Source organism: Viridibacillus sp. NPDC096237, assembly GCF_050278625.1.
GTDB lineage: Bacteria > Bacillota > Bacilli > Bacillales_A > Planococcaceae > Viridibacillus.
Genome location: NZ_JBNNTI010000024.1, coordinates 25,904 through 49,425 on the forward strand (window position 1 = coordinate 25,904; position 23,522 = coordinate 49,425).

General features: G+C 36.7%; 21 protein-coding genes, 5 pseudogenes, 1 riboswitch and 1 other annotated feature. Of the genes and pseudogenes, 7 read left to right on the forward strand and 19 right to left on the reverse strand.

The features are described from left to right. Positions 1-3 precede the first annotated feature (3 nt). From ACQKMD_RS13755 to ACQKMD_RS13775, 5 genes are all read right to left on the reverse strand, one after another. Complete coding sequence (locus tag ACQKMD_RS13755) at positions 4-2,088, reverse strand: serine hydrolase domain-containing protein (protein WP_427752703.1); 2,085 nt, start codon at positions 2,086-2,088, stop codon at positions 4-6. Positions 2,089-2,181: 93 nt separating this feature from the next. Beyond that, entirely contained in the window at positions 2,182-3,351 is a 1,170-nt protein-coding gene (locus tag ACQKMD_RS13760) for a serine hydrolase domain-containing protein (RefSeq protein WP_427752704.1), read from the reverse strand. Positions 3,352-4,057: 706 nt separating this feature from the next. Beyond that, positions 4,058-4,690 carry a type 1 glutamine amidotransferase family protein gene (locus ACQKMD_RS13765; protein ID WP_427752705.1) on the reverse strand — a complete coding sequence of 211 codons (633 nt, stop codon included), beginning with the start codon at positions 4,688-4,690 and terminating at the stop codon, positions 4,058-4,060. Between the two features lie 72 nt (positions 4,691-4,762). Then, positions 4,763-5,728, reverse strand: coding sequence for a helix-turn-helix transcriptional regulator (locus ACQKMD_RS13770; RefSeq protein ID WP_427752706.1), 966 nt, complete (start codon positions 5,726-5,728; stop codon positions 4,763-4,765). Between the two features lie 63 nt (positions 5,729-5,791). Further along, positions 5,792-6,367, reverse strand: a complete 576-nt coding sequence (locus tag ACQKMD_RS13775; protein WP_427752707.1) for a recombinase family protein — start codon at positions 6,365-6,367, stop codon at positions 5,792-5,794. A gap of 201 nt (positions 6,368-6,568) precedes the next feature. Between ACQKMD_RS13775 and ACQKMD_RS13780 the strand changes: the two are divergent. Beyond that, positions 6,569-6,876, forward strand: a pseudogene (locus tag ACQKMD_RS13780) (DUF4158 domain-containing protein). Then, positions 6,798-8,429, forward strand: a pseudogene (locus ACQKMD_RS13785) (Tn3 family transposase); the annotation flags it as partial. The pseudogenes ACQKMD_RS13780 and ACQKMD_RS13785, both read left to right, overlap by 79 nt. Positions 8,430-8,687: 258 nt before the next feature. On the opposite strand, the gene mgtE reads toward ACQKMD_RS13785, so the two are convergent. After that, complete coding sequence (mgtE, locus tag ACQKMD_RS13790) at positions 8,688-10,016, reverse strand: magnesium transporter (protein ID WP_427752708.1); 1,329 nt, start codon at positions 10,014-10,016, stop codon at positions 8,688-8,690. Positions 10,017-10,232: 216 nt separating this feature from the next. Then, a riboswitch (M-box (ykoK) riboswitch) is annotated at positions 10,233-10,408 on the reverse strand. A gap of 150 nt (positions 10,409-10,558) precedes the next feature. Here mgtE and ACQKMD_RS13795 point away from each other — a divergent pair. Further along, positions 10,559-10,801: an MOSC domain-containing protein gene (locus tag ACQKMD_RS13795; protein WP_427752739.1), complete on the forward strand. Its 243-nt coding sequence runs from the start codon at positions 10,559-10,561 to the stop codon at positions 10,799-10,801. Between the two features lie 55 nt (positions 10,802-10,856). On the opposite strand, the pseudogene ACQKMD_RS13800 reads toward ACQKMD_RS13795, so the two are convergent. From ACQKMD_RS13800 to ACQKMD_RS13810, 3 genes and pseudogenes are all read right to left on the reverse strand, one after another. Further along, a pseudogene (locus ACQKMD_RS13800) lies at positions 10,857-10,949 on the reverse strand (bacitracin ABC transporter ATP-binding protein); the annotation flags it as partial. 337 nt (positions 10,950-11,286) lie between these two features. Continuing rightward, entirely contained in the window at positions 11,287-12,150 is an 864-nt protein-coding gene (locus ACQKMD_RS13805; RefSeq protein WP_427752709.1) for a hypothetical protein, read from the reverse strand. Between the two features lie 249 nt (positions 12,151-12,399). Beyond that, positions 12,400-12,598, reverse strand: a pseudogene (locus ACQKMD_RS13810) (IS3 family transposase); the annotation flags it as partial. Positions 12,599-12,722: 124 nt separating this feature from the next. Between ACQKMD_RS13810 and ACQKMD_RS13815 the strand changes: the two are divergent. Next, positions 12,723-12,803, forward strand: coding sequence for an aureocin A53 family class IId bacteriocin (locus tag ACQKMD_RS13815; RefSeq protein WP_427752740.1), 81 nt, complete (start codon positions 12,723-12,725; stop codon positions 12,801-12,803). A 297-nt stretch (positions 12,804-13,100) separates the two neighbouring features. Next, positions 13,101-13,353 (forward strand) — a binding site (T-box leader). A 71-nt stretch (positions 13,354-13,424) separates the two neighbouring features. Then, entirely contained in the window at positions 13,425-14,249 is an 825-nt protein-coding gene (locus ACQKMD_RS13820; protein ID WP_427752711.1) for a hypothetical protein, read from the forward strand. 77 nt (positions 14,250-14,326) lie between these two features. Here the strand turns inward: ACQKMD_RS13820 and ACQKMD_RS13825 are convergent, their stop codons facing one another. The 4 genes from ACQKMD_RS13825 to ACQKMD_RS13840 form a co-directional block, all read right to left on the reverse strand. Continuing rightward, positions 14,327-14,623, reverse strand: a complete 297-nt coding sequence (locus ACQKMD_RS13825; protein ID WP_427752713.1) for an MATE family efflux transporter — start codon at positions 14,621-14,623, stop codon at positions 14,327-14,329. Beyond that, positions 14,620-15,069, reverse strand: a complete 450-nt coding sequence (locus ACQKMD_RS13830; RefSeq protein ID WP_427752714.1) for an MATE family efflux transporter — start codon at positions 15,067-15,069, stop codon at positions 14,620-14,622. The genes ACQKMD_RS13825 and ACQKMD_RS13830 overlap by 4 nt, the downstream gene beginning before the upstream one ends. A 529-nt stretch (positions 15,070-15,598) precedes the next feature. Then, a complete protein-coding gene (locus ACQKMD_RS13835) occupies positions 15,599-15,808 on the reverse strand; it encodes a DUF6366 family protein (RefSeq protein ID WP_427752715.1) in 210 nt (69 codons plus the stop codon). A gap of 397 nt (positions 15,809-16,205) precedes the next feature. Then, positions 16,206-16,868 (reverse strand): lytic polysaccharide monooxygenase, encoded by a 663-nt coding sequence (locus tag ACQKMD_RS13840; protein WP_427752716.1) that lies wholly within the window; start codon positions 16,866-16,868, stop codon positions 16,206-16,208. A 222-nt stretch (positions 16,869-17,090) separates the two neighbouring features. On the opposite strand from ACQKMD_RS13840, the gene tnpB reads away from it, so the two are divergent. Both tnpB and ACQKMD_RS13850 read left to right on the forward strand, forming a co-directional pair. Continuing rightward, positions 17,091-17,294, forward strand: coding sequence for an IS66 family insertion sequence element accessory protein TnpB (gene tnpB / locus ACQKMD_RS13845; protein ID WP_427752741.1), 204 nt, complete (start codon positions 17,091-17,093; stop codon positions 17,292-17,294). Between the two features lie 83 nt (positions 17,295-17,377). Continuing rightward, positions 17,378-17,641, forward strand: a pseudogene (locus ACQKMD_RS13850) (transposase domain-containing protein); the annotation flags it as partial. Positions 17,642-18,014: 373 nt separating this feature from the next. On the opposite strand, the gene ACQKMD_RS13855 reads toward ACQKMD_RS13850, so the two are convergent. The 6 genes from ACQKMD_RS13855 to ACQKMD_RS13880 are packed head-to-tail and all read right to left on the reverse strand — an operon-like array spanning position 18,015 to position 23,479. After that, entirely contained in the window at positions 18,015-19,526 is a 1,512-nt protein-coding gene (locus ACQKMD_RS13855; RefSeq protein WP_427752717.1) for a cobyric acid synthase, read from the reverse strand. Between the two features lie 17 nt (positions 19,527-19,543). Next, entirely contained in the window at positions 19,544-20,080 is a 537-nt protein-coding gene (locus ACQKMD_RS13860) for a cob(I)yrinic acid a,c-diamide adenosyltransferase (RefSeq protein WP_427752718.1), read from the reverse strand. Between the two features lie 21 nt (positions 20,081-20,101). Further along, positions 20,102-20,665, reverse strand: a complete 564-nt coding sequence (locus ACQKMD_RS13865) for a nitroreductase family protein (RefSeq protein ID WP_427752719.1) — start codon at positions 20,663-20,665, stop codon at positions 20,102-20,104. A 38-nt stretch (positions 20,666-20,703) separates the two neighbouring features. Continuing rightward, the gene (gene cobA / locus ACQKMD_RS13870; protein WP_427752720.1) at positions 20,704-21,474 is read right to left on the reverse strand and encodes a uroporphyrinogen-III C-methyltransferase; all 771 of its coding nucleotides are present in this window, start codon (positions 21,472-21,474) and stop codon (positions 20,704-20,706) included. Beyond that, complete coding sequence (locus tag ACQKMD_RS13875) at positions 21,465-22,133, reverse strand: precorrin-2 dehydrogenase/sirohydrochlorin ferrochelatase family protein (protein ID WP_427752721.1); 669 nt, start codon at positions 22,131-22,133, stop codon at positions 21,465-21,467. Before ACQKMD_RS13875 ends, cobA begins: the two co-directional genes overlap by 10 nt. Continuing rightward, positions 22,109-23,479: a cobyrinate a,c-diamide synthase gene (locus ACQKMD_RS13880; protein WP_427752722.1), complete on the reverse strand. Its 1,371-nt coding sequence runs from the start codon at positions 23,477-23,479 to the stop codon at positions 22,109-22,111. Before ACQKMD_RS13880 ends, ACQKMD_RS13875 begins: the two co-directional genes overlap by 25 nt. Positions 23,480-23,522: the final 43 nt, after the last annotated feature.

Sequence of the window (23,522 nt, forward strand, 5' to 3'; positions counted from 1 at the left end):
TAGCTAGTTCAACGTGATTGCAAATTCTGAGTTCGGCGCTCCGGCAAATACAACCGTTCCGTTCTTCGGCAGTTTTACTTTGTTATTGCCGCTCACAATGGTAAAATCGACGCATACTCCCTTCTCATCATACACCGCGAACGAACCCTTCGATGGCAACGTCACGGTCATCGTTTTCTCGGCTGCCGATTGCGGGATCGTAAACCATTTCGCATGCCCATTTGCTTGCAGCGTAACTTTAGATGATTGCCCTACATCAAGTGGTTTTACGTTGGTTCCACTTACGTATAACAACCCGGCCATCTCCATAAATTCATTGCCGCCTTCTGTATAGAAATGGGTTTCCGTCGTATCACGACCATTCATCACGGGGATCTGGAGCTGATGCGCCGCGGTGTCCGGACCTGTAATTTTTCTGCCATCCCAATAGCCTTCCAGGCCTTCCTTGCGAGTAATCTGTGTGGTAATAAGTTTCGGTTGTACGAGATATTCAATAGAACTAAATTTCTCGTTCACAAGATAGAACTTGACGCCTTCCCGCTTTGCCCATGTAGCAGCGGTTTTCTTCGATAGCACGTTTTCTTCTAGTTTCTCAGCTAAATAGTGAGTCATCACACTTTGCCCTAAGCTTGGCTGCGATTTATATGTGCTCTCCCTCAAATAAGTTCTTCCATTCTTCTCGGTCACGAAGTTGAGCTTGGAAGTACCCTTCTCATTAATAAAGCTTCCATCCGCAGTATATACATATTTTTCTTCTCGATTAGATGGTAAGAACAGTTCTCCATTCTTCGTAATTTCAATTTTGAAATGAGTTTCGCTATTGCCATAAAAGCCCGCTTTCTTTGTCACATCTTGAGGCATCTTGACCTTGACCGGCTTGCCAAAGGATTTGTTCGGCTTGATGTCCTTAATAGTACCGTTCTCTTTAAGCACGGCGAGCAGCAATTCAGTCGCCATCAGTTGATTTGTAGAACTCCGTCCACCGGATGACAACACAACTGCTGCCATTTTCTGTTCCGGAAGCACGACCAGTATAGCATGTTGCAGTGCCGTGTCGCCGCCCTTAGCCAAAGCTTTTATCCCATATTCACTGAATGGGTATAGTTTCACACTATCCCAGCCAAGACCATAGTTAAAAATATTATCTCCATCCCCCGGCCACATCCCTTTTTTATATTCCTCTTGCTCCATTGCCTTGACTACTTTATCAGAGAGGATCCCTTTTCCCTGTCCCATAAATAGTTGTGAGAATCTTACCATATCTTCTGCCGTGGAAGAGATCCCTCCCGTACCAATCACATTCACTGCTTCAATTGGAAGCTGCCCTTGGTACGCCGGAAAATAAAGTTCAGCCCGCTTCTCGTCTCTCCATTTGTCCTGCGGCGTTTTTGTATGATTCATCTTTAAAGGTTCTATAAGCCGTTGATGTAGAAATTCTGTAAAGCTCATACCGCTGACTCTTTCCACTAAAATTTCGGCCAGTGTAAAGCCATCGTTGCAGTATACCGAGAACGAGCCTGGATCCGCTTTCAGGCTCTGGTACGACAATTGCTGCAACAAGGTATCATGGGCATAGGTATCATTATCGTTAAATAAAAATGCATTACTTAACGTGGAACCTTGCAAGCCAGAGGAGTGATTCAACAACATACGCGGCGTAATGCGTTTGTACCGCTCATCTTTCATCTTAAAATCAGGAACATAGTTGACGACAGGAGCATCCAAATCGACTTTTCCTTCGTCGACTAATTTCATTACGGCCGCTGCTGCATACATTTTACTGACTGAACCAATCCCGTATAGAGTATCTTTGGTTAACGGCTGTTCCCCTTCCATATCGTTCTTGCCAGCCTGCCCTGACAAAATAAGTTTGCCATTATCAATTAGCGCATACTGCACGCTAGTCGCCCCATGGGACTTCGTGAGTAGCGCAGCCTTCTCTGCTGCAACCTTCTTCAGTTCTTGGCTAGCTACTTCTTCGATAGTTACAACTGTAGTCTTACTGTCAGAAAATGCTTTCGCCCCTGTTGGTAGGATCATAGTTAGCGCTAATATAGCGGCTAACACACCAGTTAGCTTATTTTTCATGAGGAAATTGCCTCCTTAGATAAGTGATCGATTTCATCATTTATTTGTTTAGCTATGAGAATATGATAAAATTTATCCGTTCTTCCTTTTGACCTACTTGCTAAATTCAGCAAGTAAAATATTTTTAAAAGGATTAGGACTGTCAGCGCTACCCAAACTGTTCCAATTGACAGCCAACGTATGCTTGCCTCCAAGTATACCCCCAACAAGAGTAGTAAACCCTAGAATGCCACCTGTGTGTCCCCATATCGAGACACCGTTCGGAAGCTTAGTTTCATAGATTCCAAGACCATATCCATCGATTCCTTCTTTTCCTGTAGGGACTGTAGTAAGCATTTGTTTTAGTTGTTGTTCTTTCAGTAATTTGCCACCGAGCAAGTAAGAGAAGAATTTGTTTAAGTCGTCAGCAGTAGAAATCATATCTCCAGCAGAGCTACCTGCACTTGGGTTATAATAAGTAACGTCTTTTAACTCACTTGTTCCGTCTAGTTGGACATATCCACGGGCATGGTTGGTGCCTGGAATAACGCTTGAATTGCCAGGTAGGAATGTATTCGACAATTCAAGTGGTTCTATAATCCGATTTTCAATCTCTTCCGCATAGCTGTTTCTAGTTACTTTTTCAATAAGAATACCCAGTAATACGTATCCTGTGTTTGAATAAGACCACCCCTCTCCTGGGTCAAAGTCTGGAGGCAGAGAAACCCCCATCTTCACTAAATCTTCAGCCGTATACGATTTTTTTGTATCCGTAAAATCAGCGTCTTTTGACCTTGAGTATTCAGCGATACCACTTGTATGGTTCAATATCTGCCGGATGGTAATCTGGTTACCATCATATCCATTTCCTTGAATGGCACCAGGCAACCATTTTTCAATGGAGTCGTCTAGATTCAGGCGGTTCTCTCCAGCTAGTTGAAGTACAACTGTTGCGGTGAACGTCTTCGTCACACTACCAATGCGAAAGCGAAAATCTGTTTTCATTGGTTTTTTGGTTCTCAGATCCGCTATCCCAGCGGCATAACCCCACGTTTTTCCACGCTCGGAAGTTTTAGCAAGTATCCCCGGGTATCCAAGTTGCAATGTATCCCGCATTGCTTCCTTGACGGAATTACGATCTCGTTGGTTGCTTGTTTGTAATGAACTAGATACATTTTGAGTGGGCTCTGCTTTTACAATTGAGGTTGGCGTTGTATATAACAGGGAACTTCCAGCTATTAAAAGGGCCAGACTTGCAAATGTAATTTGTCTACGTATTTTCATAAGGCATTCCTCTCCTCTATTAATATTGTATAGGTGGTTGCTTACTGTTCCTTACCTCCTGACAAGGCTTAGGGAAAAGGCCCTTATTCATATAGATTAAAGCCCCAGTACAAAGGTATTTATCAATATCAACAATTTGAGCCATTTAAATCTACACCCCTTCTATAACAAAATTATTTAAAGGTATGAAAGCATATTATGTATCCTTAGTTATTGCTAGATTAACGCAACATGAGACATACCCCTAACCCATATTTTACCTTATTTATACATAATATGCATTAAGAAAGAATGTAAATTCGAATCATTTCCGTACCCAAACTATTGATCGTCTTTTTCACCAATTATAATTAGATATTTAGAATTTCATTATAAAAAACTGTAAAAAAAATAACCAATCCCTTAACATATAGGAAGCGGTTGAAAAATGTGTCTAAACGTACAATTTTCTTTTTTTGATATGGTGACCCTATCGCCAGCAAGCTAAGGTTTTGAAGTACCCCCTAAATGAAAATTTTCTTTCTCTACAGTTAGTTATTTTGAGAAGTAAGCTCATTTTTTTGTTTTGGGGGTGTTTACTTTTCTTAAGTTGATGGGCATGGGGTAGCATCAAGAAAGTGCGGATTTACAACGTTAAGGAAATTCCAAATTAAAAAGCCCAACTTCTCTACAAATCAAAATAGAGAAATTGAGCTTTTCAGTTACTTCATTTATTTATTGAATTCATTAACTGGAAGAAGTATTCAGGTTTATGAGTCTTATTTAGGTTATACCATGAATGTAATGCATCTGGTGTAAATACATCTATCTTTTTCAGTACCTCCATTGCAAATTCCAGAGGAGCTATTCCTGATGCAGTAACTAAATTCGCATCAGATACCGCAGATCCCAACTCATAGAACTTTTCTCCTTTATAGTTAGGACATACCATTTTAGTATATTCTAAATTATTACTTGTATGCTTTCTAGTATCTAAGTATCCCATATTCGCAAGGGCCTCAGTTGCACCACAAATTGCAGCAACAATAGTGCCAAGCTTTAAAGCTTGGCCAATTCTTTCCAAGATAGGTTGATGAATTTCTTCACTCCAAGTAGTCCCTCCTGGTAAAATTAAAAGATCTTTACTCTCAAGAGTACATTCATCAAGGGAAATATCTGGTTTTATGCTCAGTCCTCCCATAGTAGTAATCATTTCTTTATTAGCTCCTACTGTAATTACTTTTAAAGGTGCTAAATCTTTTTTGAAATATCTTCCTGAGTTTAGTTCAGCAATTAAATATCCATATTCCCAGTCCGACATTGTATTAAATACATATAGAAAAACTTTTTTTGTTTGCATCCAATAACACTCCCAATCACAATTTATATAGCAATTATAATATAACTTCCCTGACAGTTAACGTCAGGGAAGTTATATTACTTGATGAAATTGTATTAATTCCGACAGAACTTCAATAAGTCTTTTCTTAAGACTTATTGGCTCAATAACTTTAATAGATTTATTGTACGGTAAAAGTAAATAAGGTATATATGTATGTACTATATCTTTTTCAAGAAGGAAAACTGCTTGATTTGAATTCCGTTCATGTAAATAATGTCCTAAAAACCAATGTTGGCAAACATCATTCAGCGTACTTTCATTTCCATTAATAACTAAAGAAGTAATCCCTTCCTTATCTTCTATAGTAGGAAGGAGGTTTTTCATAAAAAAGTCACGTGCTGAAAAATTTTCTGGCCGGTTAAACTTATTTTCGGTTAGCATTTGGCTTTCAATTCGATCTACTCTAAAACTACGGATATCATTCCTAAGATGACAAAATCCAATCACATACCACTTATTATTCCAATAGATAATTCTGTACGGATTGACCAATCTATAATTTAATTGCTTTTCGCCACTTTTATGGTAAAGAATTTTTACTGAGTACCCGTCAGCTGTGGCCTGCTCCAACTCCTTCAAAAAAGGTTCCATAGAAAGTGAACTTAATCGACTTATTACTTCAAGACTAGTTAAATGTTGGTTTATCTTTGTTTCCTGCTCTTGATTTGAGTATTTACTTAGTTTTGAAATTGCCCTATTTAGTGCTTCACCTCCATAATATCCGGCTTCTTCTGCAAAAATAGCAGCGTGAAATAGTGAAGTTTGCTCCTCAAAATCAAAAAAAAGAGGAGCCTCAATAAAATTGTTCAATAAAGTGTATCCACCGTTATGTCCTGGTTCTGAAATTATAGGTACGCCACTTGTTGAAATTGTATCAATATAACGATACACAGTCCTTATATTCATCTCTAACTTTTCTGAAATTTGTTTTGCAGTAATTTTTTCACCTGAACGAAGCATCCATAGAATTGCTAACATATTGTCAATTTTAGGCATATAATTCCACCTCTATATGAAATTTATTTTCTATTATATATTTCCGATTTTTGGTATAACTCATCAACTGTTCCTTTCCGATAGCTTTCTATATAATGAGGCCCTAGACACATTTGTAATTTCACAAATGTGATTTACAGTCATATCTCCCTCTTTATAAAGCTTTACTGCATAATTCATTCCTGCATGTTTTTTATGGTACTTCTTTAACCGACCTTTAAACTTTCCTTCTTTCTTAGCCAGTTCAATCCCTTCACGCTGCCGCATACGGATAAGATCACGTTCTAATTGGTTTACACCCGCCATAACCGTAATTAAGAATTGGCTGTAGGGATTATCTTCTGATAAATCTAGCCATGTATCTTTTAAGGATTTTAAATTTGCCTTTTTACTCCGTATGTTATCGATTAATTTAAATAAATCTTGTGTACTACGAGTAATCCGAGTTAAGTCCGTAACATAAATGATGTCACCTTCTTGTATATCCTCTAACATTTTTTGAAGTTGCTCACGATCTTTTGTTGCTCCGGAAACTTTTTCTTCAAAAATAATATCCATTCCGATTTCGTTCAGTTGCTGAAATTGCCTTGAAGGATTCTGGCTAGTTGAACTGACACGTATATAACCGATTTTTCGCAAAATATCACCTCATTTTTGAGACAAGTCTTATGAGACGCTCTTAATTATGATTTTATCAGTCTCCTACACTTGTATCAATAGAGTGTACTCTATTGATATATAATTGAACTAATTAACTGAATAATTACAGAAATTAGATGATACTGTATGAAAATTGCGAGAGGTAGAGAATTGCTTACACCAGAACAGCGGCAGGCCCTTATGCAAATTCCTGAAGATGAGTGGGTGCTAGGAACCTACTACACTTTTTCCAAACGAGATTTAGAAATTATAAATAAACGAAGGAGAGAAGAAAACCGTTTAGGGTTCGCCGTTCAATTACCGTTCTTCGGTATCCCGGTTGGCCATACACTCATATCAAAAGCATCCCGGATTCATTCATACATTATATATCGAAACAAATCGGTTCCAGTTCATCTTCGCTTAGTCTTTATCCTCAAAGAGAAAAAAACACTTATATGAGGATGACGGTACAATCAATCGTCATTATTATGAAATGGCCGTCTTAACAGAACTAAGGGAACATGTTCGGACTGGTAATGTATCCATTGTGGGCAGTAGACAATATAGAGATTTTGAGGAATATTTGTTTTCAGAGGATACATGGAATCAAACGAAGGGAAATACGAGGTTATCAGTTAGTTTATCATTCGAAGACTATATGACAGAAGAAACAGCAGCCTTAATGAAAGATTAAAGTGGTTATCTGCAAATTCCAACAAGTTAGATGGAGTTTCTCTTGAAAAAGGAAAGTTATCAATTTCACGCTTAGAAAAAGATGTTCCAGAAGAAGCAAAGAAATTTAGTGCAAGTCTTTATCAGATGCTCCCAAGAATAAAATTAACCGATTTACTCATGGATATTGCTTATTTAACAGGATGAGCAATTCACTCATGCTTCCAATAATCGAAAGCCAGATAAAGAAGAAACGACCATTATCATGGCTGCCCTTTTAGGAATGGGGCTGAATATTGGATTGAGTAAGATGGCTGAAGCAACACCCGGACTGACATATAAGCAACTAGCCAATGTGTCTCAATGGCGCATGTATGAAGACGCAATGAATAAAGCCCAAGCTGTATTAGTAAATTTTCATCACAAATTACAATTGTCTTCCTATTGGGGAGACGGCACAACATCTTCGTCAGATGGAATGAGAATGCAGTTAGGGGTTTCATCTCTACATGCAGATGCAAACCCACATTACGGAACTGGAAAAGGAGCCACTATCTATCGATTTACGAGTGATCAATTCTCTTCTTACTACACAAAGATTATTCATACTAATTCAAGGGATGCCATTCATGTATTGGATGGTTTATTACACCATGAGATGGATCTAAACATAGAAGAACATTATACAGACACAGCTGGTTATACAGACCAAATTTTCGGATTGACCCATTTATTAGGATTTAAATTTGCTCCAAGAATAAGGGATCTATCGGACTCAAAATTATTTACAATAGATAATGCGAGTGAGGCTCCAAAACTTGAAGCTATTTTACGTGGACAAATAAATACAAAAGTCATTGAAGAAAATTATGAGGATATTTTGCGATTAGCCCATTCAATAAGAGAAGGAACAGTCTCGGCATCCCTTATTATGGGGAAATTAGGTTCTTACTCTAGACAAAACAGCTTAGCTACAGCCTTACGCGAAATGGGGAGAATAGAAAAAACGATTTTTATTCTTAATTACATTTCGGATGAATCTCTAAGAAGAAAAATACAAAGAGGATTGAATAAAGGAGAAGCCATGAAAGGACTGGCAAGAGCTATTTTCTTCGGAAAACAAGGAGAGCTTTGGGAACGAACCATACAGCATCAGCTTCAAAGAGCTAGTGCTTTAGATATAATTATAAATGCCATCAGTATCTGGAATACTCTACATCTAACAAAAGCAGTTGAATATCAAAAGCGGACAGGTAGTTTTAATGAAGACTTATTGCACCATATGTCACCTTTAGGCTAGGAACATATTAATTTGCTAGGAGAATACCATTTTAATTCGGAGAAAGTGATCTCATTAGATTCTTTAAGACCACTGAAACTTTCTTAACGTTGTTAAAAACGGGAGAATCGTCAGGAAAATAGGCTTAGCGTTGTAAACCCGCATTTTCCTGACGGTACCCCTATCCTGGTTGAGAGAAAACGAAATTTAAAAATTGTTTTCGAATAAAAAATCCCTGTTCGCAAAAGTGTACTTTTACGAACGGGATGGTGGTGAAAATAATGTAAATTATAACGGTGTCACAAACAAATATTTTAGAAACGTTTGACAATAACTGTAAGGCGTACGTGATTTATTAATTATTTTTTAAATATTCAGTAACATTTTGGCAATAGTGAAGTATAAAATCAATCCAGTGCCATCAACTAACGTTGTAATAAATGGACCAGAAACTACTGCAGGATCTAGTTTTAGTTTATTCAATATTAAAGGTAAGACGGATGCCACAATAGAGGACCAAATAACGATGCATATACCAGTGATGGCAACGACTTGTGCTATTTCTGTACCAACGCCTAATGTATAGGCTCGGATTAATGCAGCTATCCCTAATGTTAATCCAAGTAAAGTCCCTGCTAATACTTCTTTTTTCATAACACGGAATATATCGGTGAATTTTAACTCCTTAAGAGCTAAGGAACGTACCAGTGTAGTTACTACCTGTGTTCCCGTATTGCCCCCCGTTCCAATTAACAATGGGATAAAGAAGGCCAGTGCAATGACATGTTCAAGGGTTTCTTCATAATGCCGGAGTACGGTGCCAGTATAAGCTTCTGCTATGAAAAGAAGTAAAAGCCACCCTATACGCTTTCGGTATAAATGCCAGATGGAATTTTCCAAATAGGGTTTATCTAATGGTGTACTACCACCTAGTTTGTGAATATCTTCGGTTGCTTCTTCTTCAAAAACATCCATGGCATCATCAAAAGTAATAATCCCAATCATTCGATCATCCATCGTTGTTACAGGTATGGCAGATAAATCATAATTCGTTAGCTGTTGAACGGCTTCTTGTTGATCTAATTCCACATGTACCGAGATAACATCTTGAGTCATGATGGTAGATAAGGTTTTGTCATCTTCTGCTAACAATAGTTCACGAATAGACACAATTCCATTGAGTCGGCCAAAACTATCTAAAGCATAGATATAAGAGATAGATTCTACCCCAGAGCCAATTTTTCTTATGTGTAAAATAGTGTCTTTTACAAGCCAACTTTCCCTCGCTGCAATGTAATCACTTGTCATCAGACTGCCAGCCGTTTCGGGAGGAAAAATCATCAGGTCCCTGATTTTTTGTTGGCAATCTTCCGATAAGATTTTCATTAATTTTTCAGCTTGATGCGGATGAATGGCAAGTACAATATCTACAAGATCATCGATGGATTGGTCAGTTAATATCAGTTTGGCTTTTTCGGCAGATAAGTTTACGAAAATCCGGTATTGTTCTTCGGGAGTAAGATAACTAAAAACTTTTGCCCCTTTTTCAACAGGAAGGTATTCAATCAGGTTTATCTGATTCTCATGAGAAATATTTTTCATTTCTTTTGCAATATCGTAAGGTTGATAATATAAAAGCTCTTTCGCTTGTGAAATATCTTTTGTAAGTAGTAATTGATTTAAATGCTTTTTCATTGTAATTTCCTCCAAAGGTATTAGGTAAATTCAAATTCCTATTGGGGAGCGGGGAATTTAAATTTTTAAATTGAATATGATATTGAATCCAAATCATCAGTCATTAATATCCTCTCCTCCTTTTGTTTTATTTATGCAATTTGTCATACTAAAAAACCCCTCTAATTAGTCAATTAGAGGGGTTGTCATTGAAAAAATGCATAACCAAATAAAGCATAATATACCCTCTAGTTGAGTTTTGGCACTATACAACGTAAAGGATGAACATTCATCACTTAGCTATCTTAAGAAGAGCCTTAATCCGACAATTCCTGTTCTACCCATTGGCATCTTTCGATGTTTTTGGGCAATAGCCTGTGTTTGTATAGGAGCCTCACCTAACAGGTTTAATAATTAAATTTTGTTCTTTCTTTCTTGTAACACTATATCTGCTAGTTTTATACTTGTCAAGTATATTTTTTTGGTTATCGGAAACGATGACTAATTGTTTGCTTTTGTTTTTTTGAAGCAAGGGAGGTTTTTAAAGTTGTGTCAAGTAGCATATTAAAGCGTTTAAACTAAATCCTGGGGATCTAAGGGGAAACCTAGTGATTATCAACATAGACCTGAAGTCTTTAACATCTGGAGACGTATTACAAATAGGTTCCACAGCTAAAATGCGTTTAACGTTTAATTGTGAAGCTTGTAAATTTGTAGAAAATCTTTCAATATCACCTTCTAAGATTTACGGTAAAAGAGGCATTCTAGCTGTTATCATTCAGGGTTGGGGAGTGCTGAATATATAAAAAATATTTATATAATTTTTTATAGGCTCAACACAAAATCTGTTCTTGATTAAAAAAATGAAACACCTTTTAATGCGTGTGATTGATTCTCACCTTTTTTACCGTACACTTTTTGAACGTTTTTCACGTCTACAACTGGTTTCGTCATATATATCCTCCTACGCTTGTTTTTCCACTACCTATTTTGCGCCTTTTAGGGGTAGAAGGAGCATCTGTGCCATGAAGTGCAAAATAGATTCCAAATAAAGGATAAAACATTACTACACAAACCCCGTCTACAGCAAGAACCTTGTGACTAAGGCTTATTAGGGTGTATGATAATAAGTTCAAAAATAATAGAGAAACCCTGATTTTAATTAGGTTTGGAAATAAAAGTAAGTCTGTGACTCAAAATTACATGTATCTCGGCTGTACCCCTTGAAAGAACTATTCAGACTCATAATACCCTTCCAATTTTGACTTTAGGTGTTCATATAAGTTGTCATTTATATAACCTGTAATGAATTGTTCTTTTTCTCTTTCAATTTCTGCAGTTTTAAAAAGTTTTTGAATATCCCAATGGTTTTTTGGCTGTTAAATATAACTAGTGCTTCATCCCGTAATTGTGAAACGACAGCGTTCTCGATATGACGTTCGCGCATTTTAACAGCTATATCCTTCACCTTAAAATCGTTAAGTTCCCTTATTTGATTATGCAATTTCTCATTGTCTTTTATTAGCTGCTCTGTTTTTTCTTCTATTACTTTTATTTGTTTACTAGATTCAGTAATATTTAATTTTTGTGAGGAGAAATCATTATTCAGTGAAATTTTAGGTTCACCATCCTCTTGTTGTAATTCAAAAATGCCTGTTTGTAATATCTGATTTAACACGTTACTAAGTATTTCTACCTTTTGGGCTAGATTATCATGAACAATTACATCTGTTCCTGTAGTGTGGTGTGGTTGTGGATTTATACGACCTTCTTCATCTATACCGAGCAGTCGTTTTAATCCTTTTACTCTATATTCATCTTTTAACAACAAGATCATTCTTAGTTTTAATACCCCTAAGAACGATAACCGAATGAATGAAGCTGTGGAAGGTGTATCTTCTTGGTGGGGAAAGATATATTCTTGAAATGGTTTGATATAGTAGCGTAGCTGGGCGTCGGATATACCAAACCAGCCAGCAACTTCAGCTGTTGAGTAAAACCTTTTTTCAAAGATTTCAGCTAAATAAGAATCATTGTACAACGCTAATTCCATAGGTGTATCACGTATTACCTCAAATAAAGGTTCACCAATTAATAAATCAGTTATCTGCGATTCTATCTGCATCTTTTGTTTCATTTCAGCTGTTATGCTCAATCCACTCTCCTCTACATTGTTAGTTTCAATAAGAGTTCAACACATTAAAATAAAAAAATTTTTCCTTTTCTATTCTTCGCTGTGTCTATTCTATTTATTTGAGTTCTTTTCCTTCTAAATATTAGAAAATTAATATAATTGTAAGTGTGTTCGATGCAAATTCTTTTATGTAAAATCTAAAGTAGAAACATGTCTCTAAAAAATAGGATATTGCTATTAAATTAATGGCTTTTCATGGGTACAAAAATCACCTCTACCAAAGGAATATTGTTTACCTACAGGTTGTTCAAACCGATGTATTTATCCATTTTAATACCCTCCACGTTTTAACTTGTGTTTTATGGCATATATTTAATCCATTTAAAACGTATTTCATTGATTTACCAGCTAATCGCATCTCAATCGCTTTCATTTTCGCATCACACAGATAATTCACTCTTGTTCCTATTCTTTTTCGCGAATCCCACTATTGTATGAAAAAATATTGATTAAAACTTTTCATAAAAATCGTAACTCTTTTTCAGAACTACAATTCCTCAAAAAATATTCATCAATAACCAAAGGGGTAAAGCATTGGGAAGGTTTGGGAGTGGATTAAAAATGGCGCTACTTTCGAATGGATTAGCGACAAAAATGACGAAATTATAGGTTAAGTGGAACTGGAATTCAAACAATCGAAGGGATAAAGTCGTAACCTTTATTTGCTTGTTTTAATGTTGAGTATTTAATTTAGTAGTAATGGATTCAAGCAAAGGATGAGATCGTAACCTTTGTTTGAATCATACATTATAATAAATTTTTTCTGTATTATACATAAAGTTGTAAAAAACCTACTTTAAATTCATTGGAGGGATGTTAAAGTGTTAAAACAAATAGTTATTTTAAAAGATTAAATAACTGTTTGCATTTTTTTCTGATTATATATATAATAATATTTAATCAAATTTTCAAAAAATTCCATGAAGAGAAAGAGTACGTTATTGTTTCTGCTCTAAAGAGAGCTGGTGTTTTGCTGAAAACCAGTGTTCAGATGATAACCGAAAATCATCTCTGAGAAGTAAAGCCGAATATTTAGTAAACTTTATCGGTTTCCTCCGTTACAAGGGACAACGTATGATTGTACGTTTGTAAAGGGTAGTAAAGTGTTATTTAAGCATTTTATTAAACAAGAGTGGTACCGCGAGTTTCAATCTCGTCTCTTACTGAGACGGGTTTTTTGTTTTTGGAGAAGATATTTTTACAATGAAAATTTAAGAAAAGCAGGTGAAGGCGGAATGAAGACGCTACTATTTGTAACAGATTTATATTATGAAGCAAAACAAAGAAATTATTATGAAGAAGATTTATTTTTAACTTCTAAACTTAGAGAAGATTTTAATTTGGTTATCTGTCATCCTGAGGATGTTGAAGCGTTTGAAGATAATGCTGATTTAATTGTTTTCCGAAATGCAGGTCCAGTCGCAAATTTCAAAGAAAAATATGAAGATTTCCGTAAACGAATTGCTTCTAAACATTTAAATACATATAATACGTTTAATGGAAAGGCTGATATGAATGGAAAAGAATATTTAATTGAACTAACAACTGCTCATTTCCCTGTTATTCCAACAATTGATACCCTTAATTCCCTAAATAAACTTCCTAGTGTAGACAGGTATATCGTGAAGCCCAAAAATGGAGCAGACTCTATCGGGATGGAATTTGTTACAAAAGATGAATTGAATGACAAAGTTAATTCAGAGTCAAAAGATACATTGATACAACCATTTATCAATTTTGAATATGAAGTCTCATTTTATTTCATTGACAAAGAATTCCAGTATGCTCTTTATGCACCAAATAAAGATAAAAGATGGGAATTAAAAGAGTATGTACCTACGGAAGAAGATTTAGCTTTTGCTAAACGCTTCATCGACTGGAATAATCTTGGCTGGGGGATTCAACGAGTTGATGCTTGCCGTAGCAAACAAGGGAGGCTTTTATTAGTCGAGTTAGAAGATTTAAATCCCTATCTTTCCTTATTAGAATTACCTGAAGAAACACGGCAGAATTTTATAGAAGCAATGAAAAAATCATTACAAAATGCTCTTCAGATTTAAATTTGTACGGTTCTTATATAATATAAGTATTTTAGTTATTCCATTAAAGGTCGCTTTAACGGAGCAACGAAAAAAGCCTAATTTCTCAAATATAAATGTTGAGAAATTGGGCCTTTTACGTTGTAAATCCGCACTTTCCTGATGCTACCCCAAAATGAGATAAGAATTAGAGTATGTGCAACTCGAATCGTTTCACCATTATCTAAAAACATTTCTAAAATTGGATTTGAAAGCAAGTAAATCATTAATACTAGAGCTCCTCCAAGGATATAATTCAGTTTAATTCCTATAATTTTGATATGTCTTATTTTAGTTATATCCTCTGCTCCAACAGAATGTGCTACGAATACTGAAATCGCAATTGAAATACTCATTGCATTAAAGTAATAGGCAATGTAATAAATAGAATTCGAGCATAGTCTACATTTTCTTCAAGTATATTCTTAGGAGTTCCCATCCATTTAAGAATATTATCAGTAAATATGCTTCCTAAAATGGCACACACAACAGAGATAAGAATCGTAAAAGCAAGCGTAACTCCAACGACTTCCTTCATTTTCGTGACATTTCCGCCACCGTAAGATTGCCCAATTAATATCGAGCTTCCAGAGCCAATGCCAATCGCAAAGGCAATAAGTAAAAATAAGAGTGGAAAGAATGCAGAGAGCGCAGCGAGAGAATCCACTCCAAGTGAGTGGCCAACGACAATAATCCCAAAAACTTGACCTAATGATTGTATGTTACTAGCAAAAATCACTTGAATCAGAAAAGCAATCATTGACTTAGATATTGTTTTATTTTCATTTCTAAGTTTCTTCATAGAAACATAACTCCTCATTTAGGTAGAACGCTTTTAATGAAATTCTTTTATAAAAAAGTTGAAAAGTTCAAATTTTTTCCATCAAGATATTCTTCAATAATCTTATTAAATCTTTTAACACTTCAAAATCAAAGACTCTCTCTCGAAAATTAAATTCCTTTACTAGAGTTCCGATCAATACAGAAGTTTTATTGTTTGATAATTTTATATCTAAGACCTCCTTTTGATGTTCCATAAAATAAATCAATATCTCCCTCCAAAACGTTTAGATGTCATTTGTTTTTTTATAAACTAATTCAAGGTTTGTTTATTTTATTACAAACAAAATAATATAAAGTTTGTAATTAATCAATATCTCTTAGTGACATTTTCTGTATTTTTTTTATTCTAGCCTAGTGAGTGACTATTCTTTTAATTCCTGAATATAATAAGTACTAAGGAGATGTTTGAGTTATCATTTAAATAGAAATAATTTAGATTTTTATTAAATTTAGGATCTGTTTAACTTGATTGTTGTTTTTTATCCAAATTAAAATATAAGGTTGTATAAAATGTAACCGAAAAATAATACTAAAATTAATATCCCTGTACCTTTCCAACCCATACCACCTGATAAATCAGTTAAATTTCCATTACTTCCTCTATTTAATGTATCGTGTAAAGAACCAGTGGGATTATTTTTAAATTCACTTTGTCTTAATCGTTCTCTTTTTTCCTCAGGTGTTTCTTTTAGACTCATAATACCCCTCATTTCAACTGTCTTTTTTCATAACTAAAGCAATTTCTTTTCTTTCATTATAAATTATGTTTCTACAAATATTCCCAAAATCCCTTTTATACTATGATTTTTCATAGTGGAATTGTTGCGTTGGTTTCGTAAATTGGATGTACGTAGCAGTTGATTCAGTAAACGTTTTTTGACAACTCTTACATTTTGATTTCTCGTCAAAATTGGATATTTCGGGGATGGGGGTAACACCTCTTCCCCTCCGCACTTTTAGTTTGATTCTTAGCTCCAATTCTCGCAAACATAAAAAGGCTGCACGTTGCAGCCTTTATCTCGAAGTCTTTATTCTTCATTTCGATAGATATCATTCAAAACTGCAAGAATCCACACCTACTGTTTTTCTACTAGACTAAAAGGTTGGGATGGACGAGTGATAATTCGTGGCCGAAATGGACGTTCCGCCTGCATTGACTTCACTAAACTGAACATCTATCGCATTGTAGAAGGCATTGACTGTATCCGCGACATCCCATACAGCGAAGATGACATGATATCCAGTCCGCTGAGGCACGACGACTTGATGGCTTACTTTATTGGACGGTCTTGCACCATTATCATTCTTTTCATAAAATGGGACCAATTCCAATTGATCTCTTGTAAGTGGTTTGTTCGGATCCCAATTTTGCTTCGTTATATAATAATGCCATTTCGCTGTAGAATGCATCGCGGTTAAATTCCATGTGAAGGTTTGGGGACCGCTTTGAATGGCGTTTTTGCTCCAGCGTGTTGCTGTTTGTTCATCAAGGACGCCGCCAAATAAGCCACCCGCTGACGCAAGCTTGCCATCCGGAATGCTCGTGCCCGGAAATCCTTTGTGGCCCTCCAAGCTTTGCGGTTCATACATAATCAATCCACAATTCTTATTCACCTGCTCTTTACAAAGCAACGACCGTGATTTTGGCGATTCAACATACCCATGTGCAGAGGCAAACCCGTTTGTACCTAAGAAGGATAACCCAAGAACTAACGAAGTACTGAAAAGAAAGCGCTTTAAACCTTTCGAACATTTCATTCTTTCAACATCTCCTTCATCATTTTCCTACATGAAATGTAGTATATAAACATTATAATGTTTAAACTGACATTTTAGCTCTATTATTACAGATAATTTAAAAAATTCAATTAATTACATGTGTTCAGGGGATATAAGTGAACCAAATAGCCCCAAAATACTACATGAGTGGTGTATTTCGGGACTATGTTTTGTTTGCTTCACTTTTTATCGGTACTCTGCATGCCAGGGTCTTGTTTATTTGTCTTTTGCAATCGCTCACGCGATAAACTAAAGATTCTCGTGTGGGAACATAATGGTTTTTGGTTGCATTATCGCAGATTGGAAAAAGGAAAGTTTGACTGGCCAACTCAACATCCCAATGTGCCACTTTCCATATCAAGAAGGCAACTGAGATGGCTTCTTGATGGATTTTCATTTGAATAAAAACAAGGGCATCAAGCCGTATATGCGAGAACAATCCTGTGAAAAATTCATTTATTTAGAAGGGATTTGATTCATTTTGTCGAATGGATTCATCTATGAAAACAACATCCTCTCATCAAAATCAACCTACAATTGAATCTCTTCAAGCTCAAGTAGAAGAACTCACGGCATAAGTGAGATGGTATGAAGAACAATTTCGTCTTAGCCAACAAAAACGGTTTGGTACGTCTAGCGAAAAAACAACGGGAAATCAACTCGCTCTAGAACTGTCTAATGAGGCTGAGAAAGAAAGTGACACCGAAGTACCCGAACCAGTTGTTGAAACCATCACCTATCGTCGTAAAAAAGCGAGCGGTAAGCTTCGGAAAACCTGATCTCTCCTATATATAAATAAAAAGACTGTAGATAAACCCAAATTTCTTCGCAGTTTGTCTACAGTCTAACGTCTATTACAATGAATGAGTCAATGGAAGATTAGAAGGTAGCATTTTATTGGTTTGAAGAAGGTCCACTCGACTCCTGCGGGAAAAGCGAGACAGTCGAGACCCTTCAGGAGCATAGCGACGAAGCGGCTCGGCACTCGCCCGTGGAAAGCGAGCGGTAAGCTTCGGAAAACCTGATCTATCCTATATATAAATAAAAAGACTGTAGAAAACTCGTTTTTTCGAGTTTGTCTACAGCCTGACATCTCCCTACAGAAAGGGAATGTTGCATTTTATACTAAACGTTAGAAACATTTTCAAGTTCCATAATTTCATATACCTTTTCCATATTAGTATGCTTCTTAACATGCTCTGCAAGTAGCTGATAAGCCTCTTCACGGCGTTGTGCATCGGATTTTACAAAATCGGAGATAACCGGTAAACCTTTTTCGACTCTTAAAATATTTACTAGTTCACGAGTATATTCTCTGTTATTAAATATCCCGTGGAAATAAGTACCGATGACATGTCCATCAGAAGATACAGCGCCATCCATGCGTCCATCTTGTAGATTTAAAAAGGCCTTAGTATTCGCATCGTGTATTTCAGTTCGACCTAGATGGATTTCAAACCCAGTAAGTTCTTGACCATTTGACAGTAAGCGACCTGTCATTTGTTTTGTTTTCTTTGAAGTATTGAAAATAGTTGTGACAGGTAATAGGCCTAAACCTTCAGAGCTACGACCATCACCCTCGACTGCTTCAGGATCTAGCAAATGATCGCCCAGTATTTGGAATCCTCCACAAATACCAAAAATACGTGTCCCTTTTTCACGAAGCTTATTTATAGCTTGCACAAAACCTTCATCTCGAAGCCATTGTAAATCATCCATACTGTTTTTTGTACCAGGTAAAATAAGTAAATCCGGTGTGCCAAGTTCACTTAACAAACGAACTAATCGAACACCTACTTCAGGTTCATCAAAAAATGGATCAATATCTGTGAAATTCGAAATTCTTGGTAACCGAATCATCGCTACATCAATGGCAAACTCTTGTTGCTTTGGTTTTTTAAACCGTAGTGATGATAAAGCCAATGAATCCTCTGCTTCAATGTTAATTTCTATATATGGTATTACTGCTAATACTGGAATACCAGTTGCTTTTTCTACCCATTCAATGCCATCATCTAATAGTTCACGCATACCTCTGAATTTATTAATAATGATACCCTTTACACGCTTGAGCTCATCTTCATCTAATAATGTGAGTGTGCCAATGATGGATGCAAATACACCACCCCGATCAATATCTGCCACAAGAATGACAGCAGCATCTGCTAAATGTGCCATTCGCATATTAGCAATATCACGATCTTTTAGATTAATCTCAGCTGGGCTACCCGCCCCCTCTAAAACGATTATGTTGTATTCGTTTTGAAGCTTTCTTACTGATTTTTCAACGATCGGCATTGCTTGCTGTACAAAGTCGTTCCGATATGCCTTGGCAGACATGTCCATGAAGTGTTTACCATGAACAATCACTTCAGATACCATGTCTTGTTTTGGCTTTAAAAGGATGGGATTCATGTCTGTCGTCGCTATAACTCTTGCTGCCTCAGCCTGTACCCCTTGTGCGCGGCCAATTTCTCCCCCATCAACTGTAACGAAAGAATTCAGCGCCATATTCTGTGATTTAAATGGAACGACTTTGAATCCTTCGTCTGAAAAAATACGACAAAAAGCAGTACAAATCATACTTTTTCCGACATCAGAAGCTGTTCCTTGGACCATTAACGCTTTTGCGATCAAATTCATTCCCTCTTTCTTTAGAATTCTAAACCTTTTACTGCAGGTATACCTTCTTCGTAATAATGCTTAGTAGCATCAATTGTAGATACTAAATCTGCTAGTTGGGTTAGTTCTTCTTTTGCACTACGTCCTGTAATTACAAGATGCATTGACTTAGGTCGATTTTGAATCGCTTCGATTACTTCTTGAAGAGGTAACACATCAACGATTGGAAACTTCGTAATAGCTAATGCGTTATTGAGCTCATCTAATACGAGTAAATCAATTGTTGGATCTGCAAGTGCTTCCTTTGCTTTTGCCCACGCTAATTGTAACGCATTTCTGTGCTCTTCAGGTGTTTTTGTCCAAGTAAAACCAATACCCATTTGTTCCATCTCAACACCTAATTTTCGAAGTGCTAGTGCTTCCCCATATGTACGTTCGGGAGATTTTATAAATTGCATGTACCGAACTTTTAGTCCACGTCCTACTGCTCTTAGCGTCACACCAAGTGATGCAGTTGTTTTTCCTTTTCCATCACCTGTATAAACCAAAAATAAACCTTGACGTGCCATTTTAATCCCTCCCTAATTTATTTATAACCAAGTCGTTTTTTCTTCAAAATAAGTACGTTTTGTCGATGGGACCTCACGTCCTTCTTCTGGGTAACCAATGAAAACTGTACCGATGACCTTCTCATTTTCAGGTGAACCGATAAATTTAAACATGCGTTCGTCATGTACTAAACCGACACCTCGTGTGCGCCACACAAATCCTAATCCTAATTCTTTTGCGGCTAACCACATCGAATGAATCGCACAACATACGGCAAAAACATTATCTTCTGAATCATCAGGTTTGTCCGGAATTTGATCTGCTGTTACAACAATGGCAACAGGTGTTGTTTTTACAACTTGTAAAGAGCTTTCGACTAAATGTGGTTTTGTTGGGAAACGTTCTTGTAAGTAGGATTCTGCCATTTCTTCATAGCGATTCATTGCCTCGTCTTGAATGACATAAAAGTTCCAAGGTTCACGTAAGCGGTCATTTGGAGCAAATGTTGCAGCTTCTAGTAGTTGTTCAATTTTCTCTTTTTCAACAGGCTTATCCTCATAATTACGAACAGCACGGCGCTCTTTTAATTGTTCTAAAATAGACATTATTAATCCCCTTTTCCTTTTCTTTCATCACATAGATCTTATTGCATGACAGTAGAAAGTTGTTTTTCATACCATTTGATTTTGTCGCGCATTTGAACGACCTCACCCACTAAAACCATCGATGGATTATGGTACCCTTCACTAGCGACTAATTCATGAATATTTTCTAATGTCCCTGTTAATGTTCTTTGATGTGCTGTCGTTCCCCATTCAATAACTGCCACTGGTGTTTTTACATCTTTACCATGGGCAATTAATTGGGCGCTTATATAAGCCAAATTACCAACACTCATATAGAAGGCAATAGTATCAATACCCTTAGCCAAAGCATCCCAGTTTAAATGGTCTTGCCCTTTATCTTCTCTCCCATGACCTGTGACAATTGCAAAGCTTGATGCATATTCACGATGAGTAACCGGAATCCCTGCATAAGCAGGAGCTGCTATTCCTGCGGTAATACCCGGGATAAGCTCATATTCAATACCGTGTTCAGCTAGCACTTCTGCTTCTTCCGCTCCCCGGCCAAAGACACATGGATCCCCACCTTTTAATCTCGTGACTGTTTTTCCTTCTAAAGCTTTTGAAACCAATAAGTCATGAATTTGATCTTGAATAAGATGATGCTTGCCTGGAGACTTCCCGCAGAATATCAGCTCAGCATCCTTTTTTGCATATTCCAATAATTTCGAATTAACGAGTCTATCGTATGCAATAACATCCGCCTTTTGAATACATTCCAATCCATAGACTGTTATTAGTCTTGGATCACCTGGACCTGCACCGACTAAATAAACTTTTCCTACTGCCATGGCGCAATCCCCCTTTTTAAATAATGTTGAAGTAGCTCTTCACGTTCGGTTATTTTACCTTCTTTCGTTAAGGTCAAAAATTCCGGTTGTAATAAAGCATCTAATAATGTTTTCTTTTCTTTAACATCTGACACATTAGCTAATACATCTGTTCGAGCTTTTTGTAAAAACGCAACGTACTCTCCGTAGTAATCATCAAATTGATGAGTTAAATCATCCTTCACTTTCTTGGCTAAGCCCGGATTGGCACCCGCCGTTGAAACAGCAATCGTTAAGTCTCCACGTCTCAATGATGCAGGTACAATAAAATTGCTTTCACTTGCCTCGTCAACTATATTTACAAGCTGATGTGGCAAAGCACATTCCTTTACTTTTGCATTAACTGATGGACAATTGGTCGCAGCAATAATACAAAAAGCATTTTGTAAATCCGACGCTTCAAAAAACTTATCATGCCATGTAATTAAATGATTCTGCCATTTTTCACGTAGTTTCTCATCAAGCACTGGACTAATTACAGTGACATTAGCACCCGCTACTAATAGTGACGTTACTTTTCTATTTGCTACTTTACCGCCACCAATAACGACACAACGTTTATCCTTTATCTGTAGCATGATTGGATAATATGTTGTCATTGGTGTTGATGTCTCACACAAGCATTAACCCACTGGTTTACTAATCCAGGGTTTGATGCGAAATGGAAATGTGTATAACCAGCTACTAAATTCTCTTTTAAATATCCTTCAAGCTTTTTGCCAAAACGACCTGTTGTTTCATACGCAGGTTGAATGTCTCCTGAAGCCGTAAAAGTGGAGTAATGAAATTCATGTCCTTTTGCTGATTGATTTTCACCAATTAAGAAGTTATCTTGTGTGCCAAAAATATCACGATATCCTAGAGCCGCAAGCTTTTGTTGCATTTGCACAGTACCTGGAACGATACCAGCCATTGGATATGTATTACCTTTTGTATCTGTAATAGAATCAGTTAAATACATGAATCCACCGCATTCTGCTAAGGTTGGCATACCACTTTTCACTGCTTGTCGAATTGATTTTTTGACCTCTTCCTTTTTTGAAAGCTCAAGCGCAAATTCTTCTGGGAATCCCCCACCAATGTATAGTCCATCTATATTTTCTGGCACCACTTCACCATTTAAAGGTGAGAAGAAAACTAATGAAGCACCATATGCCCTTAATAACTCTAAATTCTCTTCATAGTAGAAATTAAAAGCAGCATCTTTTGCGACAGCAATCGTTACACCACGATCAGGTCTTTGGTCAAATAACCCACTAGCAATAGGTGCTATTTCTGAAGTCTTTGCTAATTCATATATTTGTTCTATATCGACCGTCTCTGAAATGAGTGAGGCAAGTTGGTCGAAGAATGGCTTCAATTCACCTCGTTCAATAGCAGGAATTAAACCTAATTGGCGACTGGGGATATCAATTCCATTTTCTCGCTTTAAATATCCTAATACTGGAATGCCACATTCTTGTTCGATGGCTGCCTTAACAATTTTATAGTGATTGACACTACCAACCTGATTGGCGATAACTCCGATAATATTCGGTTTATTTGAAAGAGTTTGGAATCCTCTCACAATAGCAGCTACACTTCGCGCCATGCTAGAACAATTGACAATGAGTAATACTGGGCTATCCGTAATGGTACTAATTTCAGCGGTGGAGCCAGCATCATTTAGTGGACTTTTACCATCATAAAATCCCATTACGCCTTCAATAATCGAAATATCTGCACCAGCACTTGCTCGAACTAACAATTCCTTCACCGTTTCATGATCAAACATCCAACTGTCTAAGTTACGAGATATCCGACCGGTTACGGCCGTGTGATAGGAGGGATCTATATAATCTGGACCACACTTGAATCCTTGCACTTGATAACCCTTCTTTTGCAATGCTGCCATTATCCCGATTGTAAAAGTCGTTTTACCAACGCCACTTCCCGTTCCTGCAATTACTAATCTTCTTAAACTCATCACTTATCCCCCCTAAATGCAAGTAAAACCGGCATAAACGACC

Bases quoted from the DNA above. Each gene is read 5' to 3' on its own strand.
- ACQKMD_RS13760 (WP_427752704.1), bottom strand. From the start codon at position 3,351: ATGAAAATACGTAGACAAATTACATTTGCAAGTCTGGCCCTTTTAATA.
- ACQKMD_RS13830 (WP_427752714.1), bottom strand. From the start codon at position 15,069: ATGAAGAAACTTAGAAATGAAAATAAAACAATATCTAAGTCAATGATT.
- ACQKMD_RS13765 (WP_427752705.1), bottom strand. From the start codon at position 4,690: ATGCAAACAAAAAAAGTTTTTCTATATGTATTTAATACAATGTCGGAC.
- ACQKMD_RS13820 (WP_427752711.1), top strand. From the start codon at position 13,425: ATGAAGACGCTACTATTTGTAACAGATTTATATTATGAAGCAAAACAA.
- ACQKMD_RS13755 (WP_427752703.1), bottom strand. From the start codon at position 2,088: ATGAAAAATAAGCTAACTGGTGTGTTAGCCGCTATATTAGCGCTAACT.
- cobA (WP_427752720.1), bottom strand. From the start codon at position 21,474: ATGGCAGTAGGAAAAGTTTATTTAGTCGGTGCAGGTCCAGGTGATCCA.
- mgtE (WP_427752708.1), bottom strand. From the start codon at position 10,016: ATGAAAAAGCATTTAAATCAATTACTACTTACAAAAGATATTTCACAA.
- ACQKMD_RS13835 (WP_427752715.1), bottom strand. From the start codon at position 15,808: ATGAGTCTAAAAGAAACACCTGAGGAAAAAAGAGAACGATTAAGACAA.
- ACQKMD_RS13880 (WP_427752722.1), bottom strand. From the start codon at position 23,479: ATGAGTTTAAGAAGATTAGTAATTGCAGGAACGGGAAGTGGCGTTGGT.
- ACQKMD_RS13860 (WP_427752718.1), bottom strand. From the start codon at position 20,080: ATGGCACGTCAAGGTTTATTTTTGGTTTATACAGGTGATGGAAAAGGA.
- tnpB (WP_427752741.1), top strand. From the start codon at position 17,091: ATGCCAGGGTCTTGTTTATTTGTCTTTTGCAATCGCTCACGCGATAAA.
- ACQKMD_RS13825 (WP_427752713.1), bottom strand. From the start codon at position 14,623: ATGAGTATTTCAATTGCGATTTCAGTATTCGTAGCACATTCTGTTGGA.
- ACQKMD_RS13865 (WP_427752719.1), bottom strand. From the start codon at position 20,665: ATGTCTATTTTAGAACAATTAAAAGAGCGCCGTGCTGTTCGTAATTAT.
- ACQKMD_RS13840 (WP_427752716.1), bottom strand. From the start codon at position 16,868: ATGAAATGTTCGAAAGGTTTAAAGCGCTTTCTTTTCAGTACTTCGTTA.
- ACQKMD_RS13770 (WP_427752706.1), bottom strand. From the start codon at position 5,728: ATGCCTAAAATTGACAATATGTTAGCAATTCTATGGATGCTTCGTTCA.